17 protein-coding genes are annotated in these 14,517 nt (G+C 66.5%); 6 read left to right on the forward strand and 11 right to left on the reverse strand.

The features are described from left to right. Positions 1-47: 47 nt before the first annotated feature. Both BLS74_RS12425 and orn read right to left on the reverse strand, forming a co-directional pair. Positions 48-1,838 (reverse strand): DEAD/DEAH box helicase, encoded by a 1,791-nt coding sequence (locus BLS74_RS12425; RefSeq protein WP_093106387.1) that lies wholly within the window; start codon positions 1,836-1,838, stop codon positions 48-50. A 212-nt stretch (positions 1,839-2,050) separates the two neighbouring features. Further along, a complete protein-coding gene (gene orn, locus BLS74_RS12430) occupies positions 2,051-2,647 on the reverse strand; it encodes an oligoribonuclease (protein WP_093106390.1) in 597 nt (198 codons plus the stop codon). Between the two features lie 64 nt (positions 2,648-2,711). Here orn and BLS74_RS12435 point away from each other — a divergent pair, with 64 nt between their 5' ends. The 4 genes from BLS74_RS12435 to BLS74_RS12450 are packed head-to-tail and all read left to right on the forward strand — an operon-like array spanning position 2,712 to position 6,408. Next, on the forward strand, positions 2,712-3,971 hold the full coding sequence (locus BLS74_RS12435) for a M48 family metallopeptidase (RefSeq protein WP_093106392.1): 1,260 nt from the start codon (positions 2,712-2,714) through the stop codon (positions 3,969-3,971). Between the two features lie 17 nt (positions 3,972-3,988). Then, the gene (locus BLS74_RS12440) at positions 3,989-4,330 is read left to right on the forward strand and encodes a 4a-hydroxytetrahydrobiopterin dehydratase (RefSeq protein ID WP_093106395.1); all 342 of its coding nucleotides are present in this window, start codon (positions 3,989-3,991) and stop codon (positions 4,328-4,330) included. Positions 4,331-4,348: 18 nt separating this feature from the next. Further along, complete coding sequence (gene rsgA, locus BLS74_RS12445) at positions 4,349-5,290, forward strand: ribosome small subunit-dependent GTPase A (protein WP_093106397.1); 942 nt, start codon at positions 4,349-4,351, stop codon at positions 5,288-5,290. Beyond that, complete coding sequence (locus BLS74_RS12450) at positions 5,287-6,408, forward strand: glycosyltransferase family 4 protein (protein ID WP_093106400.1); 1,122 nt, start codon at positions 5,287-5,289, stop codon at positions 6,406-6,408. The genes rsgA and BLS74_RS12450 overlap by 4 nt, the downstream gene beginning before the upstream one ends. 6 nt (positions 6,409-6,414) lie before the next feature. On the opposite strand, the gene hisC is transcribed toward BLS74_RS12450, so the two are convergent. The 7 genes from hisC to rpsP all read right to left on the reverse strand — a co-directional run bounded on the left by hisC (position 6,415) and on the right by rpsP (position 11,532). After that, on the reverse strand, positions 6,415-7,494 hold the full coding sequence (hisC, locus tag BLS74_RS12455; protein ID WP_093106402.1) for a histidinol-phosphate transaminase: 1,080 nt from the start codon (positions 7,492-7,494) through the stop codon (positions 6,415-6,417). Positions 7,495-7,510: 16 nt separating this feature from the next. Then, positions 7,511-8,512, reverse strand: a complete 1,002-nt coding sequence (locus BLS74_RS12460) for a CobD/CbiB family protein (RefSeq protein ID WP_093106405.1) — start codon at positions 8,510-8,512, stop codon at positions 7,511-7,513. Positions 8,513-8,564: 52 nt separating this feature from the next. After that, the gene (locus BLS74_RS12465) at positions 8,565-9,281 is read right to left on the reverse strand and encodes a CoA pyrophosphatase (protein WP_093106408.1); all 717 of its coding nucleotides are present in this window, start codon (positions 9,279-9,281) and stop codon (positions 8,565-8,567) included. Between the two features lie 168 nt (positions 9,282-9,449). Continuing rightward, entirely contained in the window at positions 9,450-9,830 is a 381-nt protein-coding gene (rplS, locus tag BLS74_RS12470; protein WP_093106411.1) for a 50S ribosomal protein L19, read from the reverse strand. A gap of 98 nt (positions 9,831-9,928) precedes the next feature. Continuing rightward, positions 9,929-10,675, reverse strand: coding sequence for a tRNA (guanosine(37)-N1)-methyltransferase TrmD (trmD, locus tag BLS74_RS12475; protein WP_093106413.1), 747 nt, complete (start codon positions 10,673-10,675; stop codon positions 9,929-9,931). Positions 10,676-10,698: 23 nt separating this feature from the next. After that, positions 10,699-11,253: a ribosome maturation factor RimM gene (rimM, locus tag BLS74_RS12480; RefSeq protein WP_093106416.1), complete on the reverse strand. Its 555-nt coding sequence runs from the start codon at positions 11,251-11,253 to the stop codon at positions 10,699-10,701. A gap of 15 nt (positions 11,254-11,268) precedes the next feature. Beyond that, the gene (gene rpsP / locus BLS74_RS12485) at positions 11,269-11,532 is read right to left on the reverse strand and encodes a 30S ribosomal protein S16 (protein ID WP_093106418.1); all 264 of its coding nucleotides are present in this window, start codon (positions 11,530-11,532) and stop codon (positions 11,269-11,271) included. Positions 11,533-11,697: 165 nt separating this feature from the next. Between rpsP and BLS74_RS12490 the strand changes: the two genes are divergently transcribed. After that, positions 11,698-12,219: a GNAT family N-acetyltransferase gene (locus tag BLS74_RS12490; protein ID WP_093106421.1), complete on the forward strand. Its 522-nt coding sequence runs from the start codon at positions 11,698-11,700 to the stop codon at positions 12,217-12,219. After that, positions 12,216-12,662 (forward strand): hypothetical protein, encoded by a 447-nt coding sequence (locus tag BLS74_RS12495; RefSeq protein ID WP_093106423.1) that lies wholly within the window; start codon positions 12,216-12,218, stop codon positions 12,660-12,662. Before BLS74_RS12490 ends, BLS74_RS12495 begins: the two co-directional genes overlap by 4 nt. Before the next feature lie 157 nt (positions 12,663-12,819). On the opposite strand, the gene BLS74_RS12500 is transcribed toward BLS74_RS12495, so the two are convergent. Together BLS74_RS12500 and BLS74_RS12505 are read right to left on the reverse strand one after the other, a co-directional pair. Further along, complete coding sequence (locus BLS74_RS12500; protein ID WP_093106426.1) at positions 12,820-13,830, reverse strand: inorganic phosphate transporter; 1,011 nt, start codon at positions 13,828-13,830, stop codon at positions 12,820-12,822. 13 nt (positions 13,831-13,843) lie between these two features. Beyond that, positions 13,844-14,488 carry a DUF47 domain-containing protein gene (locus tag BLS74_RS12505; protein WP_093106846.1) on the reverse strand — a complete coding sequence of 215 codons (645 nt, stop codon included), beginning with the start codon at positions 14,486-14,488 and terminating at the stop codon, positions 13,844-13,846. Between the last annotated feature and the right edge of the window lie 29 nt (positions 14,489-14,517).

Consider the following 14,517-nt stretch of genomic DNA (forward strand, 5'->3'; position numbering starts at 1 on the left):
AGGAAAAGCCCGCCGAAGGCGGGCTTTGTCATGTGCGCAGCAGGCGCTCAGCGCGTGGGCTTGAAGGCGCGCCGTTGGGCGTCGCGAGGCACGAACACCTTGCCGCCGCCGTTGTTGCCGCGCGGTGCGAAACCATCGCCGCGGCCTGCGCCGGCTGCGCCGCCGCGGGGTGCGCTATCGCCCCAGCCGGGCTTGCGGCCATAGCCGGCAGCGTCGTCGCGACCGCCGCCGAAGCCCGCATTGCCCTTGTGCTGGAAGCCACGCGGTGCCGGTGCACCCGGGCCGCGTGCAGGACCGCGATCATTGAAACCGCTGGCGCCCGCATAGCCGCCTGCGGGGCCGCCACGATGACCGCCGCCGCCGCCGAACTTGCGATCGCGCGAGTGGTTGTCACGGCTGTCGCGGCCACGGCCACCGAAGTCGCCTCCCGGGCGCGACTGCGGCGAGCGCTGCTGCGGCTCGAGACCGGGGACCACCTCGGCCTTGAACTGCTGGCGGCTGTACGACTCGATGTCGAAGATCTTGCGGCGATCGCGGAACTCGGCGAAGGTCACGGCCAGGCCGTCGCGCCCTGCCCGGCCGGTGCGGCCGATGCGGTGGGTGTAGTCCTCGGCCTTCATCGGCAGGCCGAAGTTGAAGACGTGCGTGATGGTCGGCACGTCGATGCCGCGGGCGGCCACGTCGGTGGCCACGAGGATCTGCACCTGGCCCTGGCGCAGCGCCATCAGCCGGCGATTGCGCAGGCCTTGGCTCAGCGCGCCGTGCAGCGCCACGGCACTGAAGCCGTCCTGCTGCAGGTCGTTGGCGAGGCCGTCGCATTCGACCTGCGTGCTCGCGAACACGATGGCTTGGTTGATGGTGGTGTCGCGCAGCCAGTGGTCGAGCAGCTTGCGCTTGTGCTGGGAGTGGTCGGCCCAGAACAGTACCTGCTTGATGTTGGCGTGCTTCTCCTGCGGGCTGTCGATGGTCACGCGCTGCGGCTCGCGCATCACGCGCTGCGCCAGCTGCTGGATGCGCGGCGCGAAGGTGGCGCTGAACATCATGGTCTGCTGGCGCTCGATGGTCAGCTGGTTGACTTCGGCGAGGTCGTCCGCAAAGCCGAGGTCGAGCATGCGATCGGCCTCGTCGACGACCAGGAACTTGACCTGGTCGAGCTTGATCTGCATCGAGCGCTGCAGGTCGAGCAGACGGCCGGGCGTGGCGACCACGAGGTCTGCGTTCTGCAGCCGGGCGATCTGCAACTGGTAGGGCATGCCGCCCACCACGTTGGCGATGCGCAGGCCGCGGCAATGGCGGACCAGGTCGATCGCGTCATGCGCCACCTGTTGGGCGAGTTCGCGCGTGGGGCACAGGATCAGAGCGCCGGGCGTGGCCGCCTTGAAATGGCGCGCGTTGGTCGGGTCCTTGCGCTTGGGCTTCTTCGGCAGAGCTTCGCCGCGCGCGGCGGCTTCGGCGGCCAGGCGCTGGAATTCGGCCTTGGCCGCAGCCTCGGCTTCGGCCTGGCGCTGCAGCAGGGTGTGCAGCACGGGCAGCAGGAAGGCGGCGGTCTTGCCGCTACCGGTCTGGCTCGACACCATCAGGTCGACGAAGCGCGTGGCGCCGTCGGCCTGGCCGCTGGCGGTCATGGCGCGCGGAATCACTTGTTCCTGCACGGTGGTCGGCTGGGTGAAGCCCAGGTCTTCGACCGCGGCGATCAGCTCGGGCGCGAGGCCGAGCTTGATGAAGCCGTTGGGCAGCTTCGGCTCGGTGGCTTCGACGGCGTCGAGCGCCTCGAAGGAAGTCGTTTCATCGGATTGCACAGGCGCAAAGTCGCCCTGCGCTTCAAAAGCGTCGGTCATTCAGAAATCTCATACGCGAGCGCTGCCGTGGGCGGCGCTCCGTTGGGTGGTGAAAAACATCAACCATCCAACGACATTCAGCAAGGACTTTCGTCTTTGCTGCGGCCCATTCAACGGGGCGCGGTGTGCAAGATAGGGAGATGCAAGAAAACGCTGCCTGAAGGGTCCCCGGCAGCGAAGCCGATGATTATCGCATGGCTTCGGGTTTTTACCTAATCCGCAATGCGCAAGAAGGTATCGCGGTAGTGCGCGAGCTCCTCGATCGACTCGTGGACATCGGCCAGCGCGGTATGCGCCTGCTGCTTCTTGAAGGCGTTGTAGGCGGCCGGCTTCCAGCGCTTGGCCAGTTCCTTGAGCGTGCTGACGTCGAGGTTGCGGTAATGGAAATAGGCTTCCAGCTTCGGCATGTACTTGACCAGGAAGCGCCGGTCCTGGCCTATGGTGTTGCCGCACATCGGCGAGCCGTTCTTCGGGATGTAGCGCGCGACGAACTCGAGCAGTTGCTGCTCGGCCGCGGCCTCGTCCAACGTGGAGGCCTTGACCTTGTCGATCAGCCCGCTGCGGCCATGCGTTCCCTTGTTCCAGGAATCCATGCCGTCGAGCACCTCGTCGCTCTGGTGGATGACGAGCACGGGGCCGTCGATGCGCGGCACCAGATCGGGGCCGGTCACGACGACGGCGATCTCGAGCAGGCGCTCTTTTTCGGGGTCGAGGCCGCTCATCTCGCAGTCCAGCCAGACGAGGTTCTGGTCGCTCTTCTTGAGGGTGGTGGCGGGCACGGGCGCGGTCGGGGCGGTGGATTCTGACATCGGGTGATTGTCGTCGATGACCCTGTGCGCGAGCGGCTGGCGTGCGGGCTAAACTCGCCTCGCCATGTCCGCCGCCCTCCTCTTCACTTTTGCGTTCGCCCTCGCGCTGGCTGCAGGCCTCGTCGTCAAACTCTGGCTCGCCACGCGGCAGGTGCGTCATGTGGCGCGCCATCGCGATGCAGTGCCTGCGGCCTTCGCGCAGGCCATCGCGCTCGCAGCGCACCAGAAGGCCGCCGACTACACGGTGGCCAAGACCCGATTCGGCCTGCTCGAAATGGCTTGGGGCACGGCGCTGCTTTTGGGCTGGACCCTGCTGGGCGGGCTCGACCTCCTCAACAAATTGCTGATGAACTGGATGGGCGGCGGCATGCTGCAGCAGCTCGCGCTGCTCTCTGCCTTCGCGCTGATCAGCGGCCTGCTCGACCTCCCATTCACGCTCTGGCAGACCTTCAGGCTCGAGGAACGCTTCGGCTTCAACAAGATGACCTGGCGGCTGTGGCTCCTCGACGGCGCCAAGTCGCTGCTGCTGGGCGCGCTCATCGGCCTGCCCATCGCGGCGTTGATGCTCTGGCTCATGGGCGCGGCCGGCAACCTGTGGTGGCTGTGGGCCTGGGGCGCCTGGATGGCATTCAATCTGCTGCTGATGCTGGTCTATCCGACCTTCATTGCGCCGCTCTTCAACAAGTTCCAGCCGCTGGACGACGCCACGCTCAAGGCGCGCGTCAACGCCCTGATGAAGCGCTGCGGCTTTGCCGCCAAGGGCCTGTTCGTGATGGACGGCAGCAAGCGCAGCGCGCATGCCAACGCCTATTTCACCGGCTTCGGCGCCAGCAAGCGCGTCGTCTTCTACGACACGCTGCTGCGCCAGCTCAGCGCCGGCGAAGTGGAGGCCGTGCTCGCGCACGAACTGGGCCACTTCAAGCACCGGCACGTCGTGAAGCGCATGGCCGCGATGTTCGCGCTGAGCCTGGCCGGCTTCGCGCTGCTGGGCTGGCTGTCGGTCCATTCGTGGTTCTATGTCGGCCTCGGCGTACAGCCCAACATGGCAGCGCCCAACGATGCACTCGCCATCCTGCTCTTCATGCTCGCGGTGCCGGTCTTCGGCTTCTTCGTCGCGCCGCTGCCGGTGCGCATTTCCCGCAAGCACGAGTTCGAGGCCGACGCCTATGCGATCGCGCAAACCAGCGGCGCCGACCTCTCGGCGGCGCTGCTCAAGCTCTACCAGGACAACGCCTCGACGCTGACACCCGACCCGGTGTTCGTCAAGTTCTACTACTCGCACCCGCCCGCATCCGAGCGCCTTGCGCGCATGGTCGCGGGTTGAACCTGAGAAAGCCGACCATGAGCAGCATGTTCAAACCCAAGGACTGGAAGCAGCACGCACGCCGCGCACTGAGCGCCACCGAGATCGTCGCCGGCCTGGCGCGGCTCGACGGCTGGAAGCTGACCGGCGACGGCGCCGATGTCGCGATCGAGAAGACTTTCAGCTTCGCGAACTACTTCGAGACCATCGCCTTCGTGAACGCACTGGCCTTCATTGCGCACACGCAAGACCACCACCCCGACCTTTCGGTGCACTACAACCGCTGCGTCGTACGCTTCAACACGCACGACGTGGGCGGCATCTCGGCCACGGATTTCGAGTGCGCGACGCAGGCGGATGCCCTGCTGGCAACGGCCTGAGCCCGATGGAACGCGCCCTTGGCTAAGCAACGCAGCGGCGCCGAGGGTGCCGCATTGCGCGACGGACTCGTCATTGCCAGCCATGGCCGCCACTGCCTCGTCGAAACACCCGAGGGCGAACGACTGATTTGCCATCCGCGCGGCAAGAAGAGCCAGGCCGTGGTGGGCGACCGGGTACGCTGGCAGGCCAGCGAGGACGAGGGCACCATCGAGCAGGTACAGCAGAGGAAGAACCTGTTCTACCGGCAGGACGAGATTCGCACCAAGTCCTTCGCGGCCAATCTCGACCAGGTACTCATCCTGATCGCGGCCGAGCCCGAGTTCTCCGAAACCCAATTGGCGCGTGCGCTGATCGCGGCCGCGGCCGAACGCATCGCGCCGATCATCGCGCTCAACAAGAGCGATGTCGTCGCCCCCTTCGAACGGGCCTGGGCCAGGCTGGCGCCCTACCGCCGGATGCACCATGGCGTGTTGCCGCTGTCGCTCAAGGCCTCGCCGGAGGCCGATCGCGCAACCTTGATGAAGCTGCTGGCGGGCAAGACCACCCTGGTGCTCGGTCCGTCGGGCGCCGGCAAGAGCACGCTCACCAACCTGCTGGTGCCGGCCGCGCTGGCCTCGACGGCAGAGATTTCGCAGGCGCTCAATTCGGGCAAGCACACCACGACCAGCACCACCTGGTACTGGGTGGACGACGCGCGGACCACGGCGCTGATCGATTCGCCGGGCTTCCAGGAATTCGGACTGAATCACATCGAAGCGATGCAACTCGCGCACCTGATGACCGACATCGCCGAACACGCCGCGGCATGCAAGTTCTACAACTGCACGCATCTGCACGAGCCGGGCTGCGGTGTGATCGCGCAGGTGGAGTCGCCCGGCCATCCGGGTGCGATCAGCCCCTCGCGCTATCGGATCTATGGCGAGCTGTTCGCCGAACTGAGCCAATCCCGCTACAAATGAAGGTGCTGCTGTATTCCCATGTGTTCCATCCGTCGGTGGGCGGCGTCGAGACCGTATCGCGCGCACTCGTCGAGGGCTTCGTGGCGAAAGGCATCGACTGCAAGGTGGTGACCCAGACGCCCGAGGGGGACGGCACGCAGTTCCCCTTCGAGGTGATCCGCCAACCGGCTAGCGCGCGCGTGCGCGAGCTTCTGCGCTGGGCGGACGTGGTCCTCTTCAATGGCGCGAGCCTGGCGCTTCAGCCCTGGGTTCTGGCCTATCGCAAGCCCTTCGTCTGGGTGCATGTGGGCTACCAGGCCTCATGCATCGACGGCGCCGGCTGGGTCGACAACGCCCCGGCGCCGCTCGAGCCCGTGGCGTCTTTTCTCTTTCATGCGCGCAGAAGCGGCTACGTACGCGGCTTGAAGGATGGCGTGAAACTGCTGCTGCGGCGCGGTATCGCCAAGTTCGCCGTTACCCGGAATGTCGCCATCACCCAGTGGATGAACAAGACGCTGCCGCTGCCGCGGCAGGTGCAGATCTACAACCCCTTTCCGATCGAGCGCTTCCAGGCAGCGGACCGCGGCGAGCCCGAGTACGAGTTCTTCTACATGGGAAGGATCGTGCAGGAGAAGGGCGTCGACACCTTGATCCGCGCCTTCGCGAAGGTCGTCCAACGCAGTCGGGAAGCGCCGCGGCTGCTGCTCATCGGGGATGGGAGCGCACGGCCGGAGATCGAGCGGCTGGTGGCCGCATCCGGCCTCTCGGCTTCCGTCGTCTTCGCCGGCTCGCAATCGGGCCCTGCGCTCGTCGAATGGGTCTCGAAGGGCATGATCGGCGTGATCCCATCCGCGTGGTACGAGCCGATGGGCGGGGTCGCGGTCGAGCTCCTGGCAGCAGGCAAGAGCCTCATCGTCTCGGCCAAGGGCGGACTTTCGGAGTGCGTCGGCGATGCCGGTCTCGTCTTCCCGAACGGCGACGATGAAGCGCTGGCCGCGCAGATGCAGCGGGTGCTGGGCGATCCGGTCCTCCGGGCCGCGCAGACGGCAAAGGCCCGCGAACGCGCGCAAGCCTTCATGCCCGCGCGCTTCGTCGATCAGTACATTGGCCTGCTCAAGGAAGTGACGGGCCGCGCCTGAGGCGATTCAATCGAGGACCTGCGCCAGCGCATCGACCAGCGCACTGCACTGCTCCCGCGTGCCGATGCTGATGCGCAGGTACTGCGCGATGCGCGGCTGTCCGAAGTGCCGCACCAGCACCGCGCGCGCCCGCAGCGCCGCCGCCAGTGCGGCGGCATCGTGCGCGGGATGGCGCACGAATACGAAGTTGGCCTGCGAGGGCAATACCTCGAAGCCCAGATCCTCCAACTGCAGCGTCAGTCCCTCGCGGGTGTCGACGACGGCGTCGCGCGTCTTCGAGAACCAGGCCTCGTCAGCGAGCGCGGCAATGGCGCCCGCCGTCGCCAAGCGGTCGAGCGGATAGGAGTTGAAGCTGTTCTTGACCCGTTGCAGCGCATCGATCAGCCGCGCCTGCCCGCAGGCAAAGCCCACGCGCAAGCCGGCGAGCGAACGCGATTTCGACAGCGTCTGCACGACCAGCAGGTTCGGATAGCGCGCGATCAGGGGCAGCGCGCTTTCGCCGCCGAAATCCACATAGGCCTCGTCCACCAGCACCACGCGCTGCGGGCAGGCCTGGAGCAGACGCTCGATGCATGCGAGCGGCATCCCGATACCGGTCGGCGCATTGGGATTCGCGATCACGATGCCGCCGCAGCCGGCCGCGGCACGCGCCGCCAGCGCATCGGCATCGATGCGAAGTCCCTCGTCCACCGGCTGCAGCTCGCATGCGATCGCATAGAGCTGCGCGTAGACGCGGTAGAAGCTGTAGGTGACGTCCGGAATCAGCAAAGGCTCGGCTTGCTGGAAAAAGGCGAAGAAGGCGTGGGCCAGCACTTCGTCGGAGCCATTGCCCGCAAACACCTGCGCGCTGTGCAGGCCGTGGCGCACAGCGATCGCTTCGCGCAGCGCGATCGATTCGGGATCGGGGTAGCGTTCGAGTCCCTTCTCTGCCGCCTCCTGAATGGCATCGAGCACTCGCGGCGAGGGCGGATAGGGGTTCTCGTTGGTATTGAGCTTGACCAGATTCGCGATGCGCGGCTGCTCGCCCGGCACATAGGGCTCCAGCGCCGCAATGCGCGGACTCCAGAAGCTTGGAGCGGTGCTCAAGGCCGATACACCCGGCTCAGCCCAGCAGGCGCGCCAGCGTGAGCAGCGCGAGCAGCACCATCCACATCACGACCGAACGCCAGACCAGGCCGACAACGCTGCGCAGGTGCGCTGGTTCAGGTTCGCGCCCCGGGGTGCTGCCGCTGTCGGGGCCACGCCCGCCGGCGAGCGGATCGCCCGCCTGCGCCCTCGACAACGGATCGGTCAGCGGGACCGGACTCAGGGTGCCGCCACCGAGCCGCACGTTGACGGCACCCGAGGTCGCGGCCAGGATCACGCCGTCGTTCTCGTTGGGAAAGCGCCGGGCGTCGTTGCGCCAGCAGTCGATCGCTTCTTCGAAACTGCCGACCACCGCGAAACCGAGCGCCGTGATGCGCGCCGGCAGCCAGTCGATCAGGCCCCAGGCCCGATCGGCCGCATGCTGGACCCACGTGCTGGACGGCTGGATCGAAGCGCCGTTCTTGTGCGCCCAATAGCGCGAGACGAATTCGCTCATCCGATAGAACACCGCGCCGGCAGGCCCCAATCCGGCGGCGGCGAGGATGGAGAACCAGGCGAGCACACCGAACACGTGCCGATGCGCCGCGATCACCGAGTGCTCGATCACGTGCCGCACGATCTCGCTGCGCGGCAGGTCGGCCGCATCGACGCGCTGCCAATGCGCGAGCAGCGAGCGCGCGAGCGCTTCGTCGCCCTCGTCGAGCGCATCGCGGATGCCGGTGAAATGGTGGCTGAACTGCCGAAAGCCCAGCGTGACGTAGAGCACCGCGACGCTCCACAGCACCGCGAAGGGCAGCCCGAGCGTGAGCACCAGCAGCCAGTGCACGCCCAATGCGAGCACCGTCGGCACGAGCACCGCAAGCCCCCAGGCCACCCAGCCATGGTGCGGCTTGCCGGCGTCGAAATTGCGGCTGGTCCAACGCGTCCATGCGAGCACGCTGCCGTACACGGGGTTGTGGTACGCAAGCGGCCGCACCTGCTCGATCAGCAACGCGCACAGGATCGCAAAGAAGCTCATCCGTCGATGATAGCGAGTGCCTCCATGGCACCCGGACGGGACGCGGCGTGGTTCAGGCCGAGAGGAAGCGGTAGAGGTTGCGCAGCATGCCCGCCGTCGCACCCCATACGTAACGCTCGTCAGGACCGTCCTGGTAGGGCATCGAAAACCACTCGCGCGACTTGAGGTCTTCGCCGACGAACGCGTGCCGCCGGTGGTTCGCCGGATTCATCAGGTAAGCGAGCGGCACTTCGAAAGCCGCCGCCACCTCATAAGGATTGATGTTCAGCTCGAAGTCCGGGCGCACCAGCGCGACCACCGGCGTCACGATGAAGGACGTGACGGTGGTGTAGGTCGGCAGGCAGCCCAGCACCTCGATGTACGCCGCGGACAAGCCGACCTCTTCCCACGCTTCGCGCAGGGCGGCCGCTGCAATATTGGCGTCTTCGGGGTCGACCCGGCCGCCCGGAAAGGCGACCTGGCCCGAGTGGGTCGACAGATGCGTCGTCCGCTCGGTCAGCAGCACCGTGGGTTCGTCCCTCATCACGATCGGCACCAGCACCGCCGCCTGGGCGGGTACGCGATCCGTCAGCCGCGGCTCGCGCCGCAACTCGGGCACCCAGGCCGGCGGCGTGGCGAAGCGTGCGCGCAAGGCGCGCGCATCGAAGCGGGAGGGCGCCACCGCGGGCAACCCGACGTCGATACCGACCACCGGCACCTGGCGCGGGTCCAAGGACCGCAGCGCCGACGGCAGGACGGCGTTGACGGATTCGACGGAAGCAGCGCGCATGGTGGACGGTGGTGGTGTGGTCAAGAAAGGACTTGCTGAGTAAAACGCAAAAACTGAGCCAGCGTGACACGTGGCACAACAACAAAAATCACGAACGCTGGATGCATCGAAGCACAAATGCAAAAAGCCGCCTTGATCGGCGGCTTTTTGCACGACGGGAGGCCCTCTTTATTGAGCAGCCGCTGCCGACGACTTGCCCGGCAGCTTTTCCTTGATGCGTGCCGAACGGCCGCTGCGTTCGCGCAGATAGTAGAGCTTGGCGCGGCGCACATCGCCGCGACGCTTGACTTCGATGCCGGCGATCAACGGGCTGTAGGTCTGGAACGTACGTTCCACGCCTTCGCCGCTGGAGATCTTGCGCACCGTGAAGCCGCTGTTGAGGCCGCGATTGCGCTTGGCGATCACGACGCCTTCGTAGGCCTGCACGCGCTTGCGGTTGCCTTCGACGACGTTCACGCTGACGATGACCGTGTCACCGGGCATGAAATCGGGGATCTTCTTGCCGAGCCGGGCGATTTCTTCCTGCTCGAGGGTCTGGATGAGGTTCATTTGTTTCCTGGATTCGATCGTGCTCGCGCTACACAAAAGGCGTCTTGAGGCCTGAAGGCCAAGGCGACGCGGCCGGCAGAGGATCGGGGAGCCAAAGATTATAGCTTTTTTTGGAGCACTTTCTCGTCCACCGGGCTGAGCCGTCCGGCTGCGCGTGCCGCCTCGATCAGCTCCGGCCGTTTTTGCAGGGTGATCGCGAGCCGCTGATCGCGTCGCCAGCGCTCGATCTGCACGTGATGCCCCGAGAGCAGGACGGGAGGCACGCCCTCGCCCTTCCATTGCTCCGGCCGGGTGTAGTGGGGGCAGTCGAGCAGGCCGTCGAGCGCCGGATTGAAGCTGTCCTGCACATGGCTGTCCTCATCGCCCAGCACGCCGGGCTGGAGCCGCGCGACGGCGTCGAGCAAGGCCATGGCGGGAATCTCGCCGCCCGAAAGCACGAAATCGCCGATGCTCAGCTGGTGCGTGACCCTCGCATCGATGAAGCGCTGGTCGATGCCTTCATAGCGCCCGCACACCAGCACTGCGCCTTCGGTGGCGGACCATTGCTCCACCACCGCGTGCCTCAAGGTCTCGCCGATCGGCGAGAAGAGAAGCACCGGCGCCGCCGCGCCCCGGGCCGCCAGCGCCGCATCGAGGCAGGCCGACAACGGCTCGGCCATCATGACCATACCTGGGCCGCCGCCGAAAGGCCGGTCGTCGACGCGCCGGTAGTTGCCGTCGGCGAAATCGCGCGGGTTCCACAGCACGACCTCGACCTGCTTCGACTCGTAGGCACGGCGCGTCACGCCGCTCGCGAGAAAGGGCGCGAACAGCTCGGGAAAGAGGGTGATGACGTCGAAGCGCATGGCGGCGCCGGAGCCCGGGCGGCTCAGTAATCAGGCTGCCAGTCGACCGTGATCAGCCGGCCCGGCAGATCCACTTTGTCGACGAAGGCCGAGACGAAGGGAACCATGCGCTCGATCGGCTTGCCGCCCTCCTGGGCGTCCAACACCAGCGTGGTCTGCGGCCCGCTGGCGAGAAGTTCGCGCACCGTGCCGAGCGCGACGCCTTCGCGGTTCACGACGGCAAGCCCGATCAGATCGACCCAGTAGTACTCGTCGTCGCCGGCGGTCGGAAAGCTCGAACGCGGCACGAACACGCGCGCACCGCGCAAGGCTTCGGCCGCGTTGCGGTCAGGCACGTCCTCGGACGAGGCGACGATGCAGTCGGAGTGTTCCTTGGCTTCGCGGATCGCGAGCCGGAAAGCGCCGGCGGTCTTTGCGCCGGGCGGCTGCAGAAACCAGCGCTTGGATGAAAAAAGCGCCTCGGGCTGGGCGCTGTGGGGCAGGACCTTGAACCAGCCCTTGATGCCCCAGGCGTCGGCGATGCGCGCCACCTCGATCGCGTCCGCCGGCAGTTCGGCGGCTTCGAGTGTGGGCAGCATCGCCTTGCCGGCCGCTTAAGCAGCGGCCTTCGGAGCCGCGGCGGCGGCTTGCTTGATCAGGCGATGGACCGTGGGCGAGGCTTGCGCGCCGACGCTCTTCCAATAGGCCAGGCGATCCTGCGCGATGCGGATGCTTTCTTCGTTTTCCTTGGCGGTCGGGTTATAGAAACCCAGGCGCTCGATGAAACGGCCATCGCGGCGAACGCGCTTGTCCGACACGACGATGTTGAAAAACGGACGGCCTTTGGCGCCGCCGCGGGAGAGTCGAATGACGACCATGATTTATCCTTCGGGTGGTGCAGCAAACCCGAATAGGTTCGCCCACGGTGTTCTTCCAGCGTCGAGACACGCGACATGGCCACCCGGCCAGCGACACGCTGAAAAGCCCACGATTATAGCCCGAGCGACTTTTTCAACACCCTTGGCATTGCCAATCGTCTCAGAATGACCACCATCCGCCCCAGCCGCGACGAGGACATCGCGGCAATCACCGCCATTTATGCCCATCACGTGCTGCACGGCACAGGCACCTTCGAGACCGAGCCGCCCTCATCCGCCGACATGGCTGCCCGACGCGCCGACGTGCTGTCGAAGAACCTGCCCTATCTGGTGGCCGAGCAGGACGGCGAACTGCTCGGCTTTGCGTACTGCAGCTGGTTCAAGCCCCGTCCCGCCTACCGCTTTTCGGCCGAGGATTCCATCTACCTGGCCGACGCCGCGCGGGGCCAGGGCCTGGGTGCACGACTGCTGGCCGCGCTGACGCAGGCCGCCGAATCCGTCGGCGTGCGAAAGCTGATCGCGGTGATCGGTGACTCGGCCAACGCCGGATCGATCGGCGTGCACCGCGGCCAGGGCTTCGCCCATGTGGGCGTGCTCAAGGACTGCGGCTGGAAGTTCGGCCAGTGGCGCGACGTGGTCTTGATGGAAAAGGTGCTGGGCGAAGGCAGCTCGACGAGCCCCGAATGAAGAACAAGACCGTGGCCGCCTGGCTCGCCTTCCTCGGCGGGCCTCTGGGGCTGCACTGCTTCTATCTGCGCGGCTTCGGCAGCACGCTGGGCTGGCTGCTGCCGATCCCGACGGCGCTCGGCCTGTACGGCATCGAACGCCTGCGCCTCTATGGCGTGGACGACGGCTGGAGCTGGCTGCTGCTCCCGCTGCTCGGCTTCACGATTGCGGGCTGCGCGCTCACCGCTATCGTCTATGGCCTGATGACGCCGGAGAAATGGAACGCCCGCTACAACGCCGGCGCCGCGCCCGAGGCTCCCGCCGGGCGCACCAACTGGCTCACCATCGGCGCTGTCGTGCTGGCCCTGTTCTTCGGCAGCACGATCCTCATGGCCAGCATCGCCTTCAGCTTCCAGCGCTTCTTCGAGCACCAGATCGAAGAAGGCCGGAAGATTTCTCAGTAATCGCCGCTGCGCAAGGCTTCGACAAGCTCAGCCCGAGCGGACAGGGGCGAGGCCTGCCATTTCAGAGGGTCGCCGCGCCCGGCCGCCCGAAGCGGCCGGGCCGCCCCCGGTAGGGGGTTGGCGAAGCGACACGAAGTGCGCGCTGCCTGGGGGCGAGCTAAAAGACCTGGAGGCCGATCCAGTAGGCGATCGCGGCCACGAAGGCCGAGGCCGGGATCGTGAAGATCCAGGCCCACACGATGTTGCCGGCCACGCCCCAGCGCACGGCGCTCGCGCGCTGTGCCGAACCCACGCCGACGATCGCACCCGTGATGGTGTGCGTGGTCGAGACCGGAATGCCCAGCGCGGTCGCGAGGAACAGGGTCAGCGCCCCGCCCGTCTCGGCGCAGAAGCCGCCGACCGGTTTGAGCTTGGTGATCTTCTGGCCCATGGTCTTGACGATGCGCCAGCCGCCGAACATGGTGCCGAGCGCGATCGCCGCATAGCAGCTGCCGACGGTCCAGGCCGGCGGCGCCTCCGCGTTGCCAGCCGAATAGCCGGTCGCGATCAACAGCATCCAGATGATGCCGATGGTCTTCTGCGCATCGTTGCCGCCGTGGCCCAGGCTGTAGGCGCCGGCCGAAACCAGCTGCAGCGTGCGGAACCACCGGTCCACGCGCGACGGCGTCGAACGCCGGAACGCCCAGGCGACCACGATCATCATCAGCGAGCCGAGCAGAAAACCCAGGAACGGCGAAACGAAGATGAAGGCCACAGTCTTCCAGATCCCGGCAGCGATCAAGGCGCCCGAGCCGGCCTTGGCGATCACCGCGCCCACGATGCCGCCGATCAACGCGTGCGATGAGCTGCTGGGAATGCCGTAGTACCAGGTGAGGAAGTTCCAGCTGATGGCGCCGACGAGGGCGCCGAACACCACGTGCACATCGACGATGCCCGGCTGCACGATGCCCTTGCCGATGGTCGCCGCCACGCTCAGGTGGAAGACGAAGATCGCGATCAGGTTGAAGAAGGCCGCGAACACCACGGCGTGGCCGGGCTTGAGCACGCCGGTCGACACCACCGTGGCGATCGAGTTCGCCGCGTCGTGAAAGCCGTTCATGAAGTCGAATGCGATGGCCAGCGCGACCAGCACCACCACCACCCACAGGGCGACCTGCACCGTTGTCATTCGGAGCCCGCGCTCAGGAGTTCTCGAGGACGATGCCCTCGATCACGTTGGCGACGTCTTCGCATTTGTCGGTAATCGTCTCCAGCAGCTCGTAGATGGCCTTGAGCTTGATGACTTCGCGCACGTCCGGCTCTTCGCGGAACAGCTTGCTCATCGCGCTGCGCATCACGCGGTCGGCGTCGGACTCGAGCCGGTCGATTTCCTCGCAGGTCTTGAGCGTGGCCTCGGCGGTGGCCGGGTCGGTGATCTTGCCGAGGAACTTGACCGCGTCCTTCACTCGCTCGCAGCACTTCACGCTGAGCGTGGTCAGGCGCGTGATCTCCTCCGTCATGTGGCGCACGTCGTAGAGCGCCATGGTCTCGGCCGAGTCCTGGATCAGGTCGGCCACGTCGTCCATCGTGTTGATCAGCTTGTGGATCTGCTCGCGGTCGATCGGCGTGATGAAGGTCTTGTGGATCAACCGGTTGACGTCATGCGTCACGCGGTCGGCAGCGCGCTCGGCATTGTCGACATCGCGGTTGTACTGCTCGCGCAGATGCAGGTCGTTGTAGTTGGCGACGAGTTGCTCGAAGGCGCGCGCGGCTTCGACGATGCGGTCGGCGTGCTGATTGAACATCTCGAAAAAATTCCCCTCGCGGGGCAGCAGCTTGCCGAACATGGCGCTCTCCTGGATCTCGGCCACCACAC

It is taken from the genome of Variovorax sp. CF079, assembly GCF_900101545.1.
In the GTDB taxonomy this organism is placed as follows: domain Bacteria; phylum Pseudomonadota; class Gammaproteobacteria; order Burkholderiales; family Burkholderiaceae_C; genus Variovorax.

Coding starts and splice junctions, on each gene's coding strand:
- BLS74_RS12425 (WP_093106387.1), bottom strand. CDS start 1,838: ATGACCGACGCTTTTGAAGCGCAGGGCGACTTTGCGCCTGTGCAATCC.
- orn (WP_093106390.1), bottom strand. CDS start 2,647: ATGTCAGAATCCACCGCCCCGACCGCGCCCGTGCCCGCCACCACCCTC.
- BLS74_RS12435 (WP_093106392.1), top strand. CDS start 2,712: ATGTCCGCCGCCCTCCTCTTCACTTTTGCGTTCGCCCTCGCGCTGGCT.
- BLS74_RS12440 (WP_093106395.1), top strand. CDS start 3,989: ATGAGCAGCATGTTCAAACCCAAGGACTGGAAGCAGCACGCACGCCGC.
- BLS74_RS12450 (WP_093106400.1), top strand. CDS start 5,287: ATGAAGGTGCTGCTGTATTCCCATGTGTTCCATCCGTCGGTGGGCGGC.
- BLS74_RS12460 (WP_093106405.1), bottom strand. CDS start 8,512: ATGAGCTTCTTTGCGATCCTGTGCGCGTTGCTGATCGAGCAGGTGCGG.
- BLS74_RS12465 (WP_093106408.1), bottom strand. CDS start 9,281: ATGCGCGCTGCTTCCGTCGAATCCGTCAACGCCGTCCTGCCGTCGGCG.
- rplS (WP_093106411.1), bottom strand. CDS start 9,830: ATGAACCTCATCCAGACCCTCGAGCAGGAAGAAATCGCCCGGCTCGGC.
- trmD (WP_093106413.1), bottom strand. CDS start 10,675: ATGCGCTTCGACGTCATCACCCTCTTTCCCGAGCTGTTCGCGCCCTTT.
- rimM (WP_093106416.1), bottom strand. CDS start 11,253: ATGCTGCCCACACTCGAAGCCGCCGAACTGCCGGCGGACGCGATCGAG.
- rpsP (WP_093106418.1), bottom strand. CDS start 11,532: ATGGTCGTCATTCGACTCTCCCGCGGCGGCGCCAAAGGCCGTCCGTTT.
- BLS74_RS12490 (WP_093106421.1), top strand. CDS start 11,698: ATGACCACCATCCGCCCCAGCCGCGACGAGGACATCGCGGCAATCACC.
- BLS74_RS12495 (WP_093106423.1), top strand. CDS start 12,216: ATGAAGAACAAGACCGTGGCCGCCTGGCTCGCCTTCCTCGGCGGGCCT.
- BLS74_RS12500 (WP_093106426.1), bottom strand. CDS start 13,830: ATGACAACGGTGCAGGTCGCCCTGTGGGTGGTGGTGGTGCTGGTCGCG.
- BLS74_RS12505 (WP_093106846.1), bottom strand. CDS start 14,488: ATGTTCGGCAAGCTGCTGCCCCGCGAGGGGAATTTTTTCGAGATGTTC.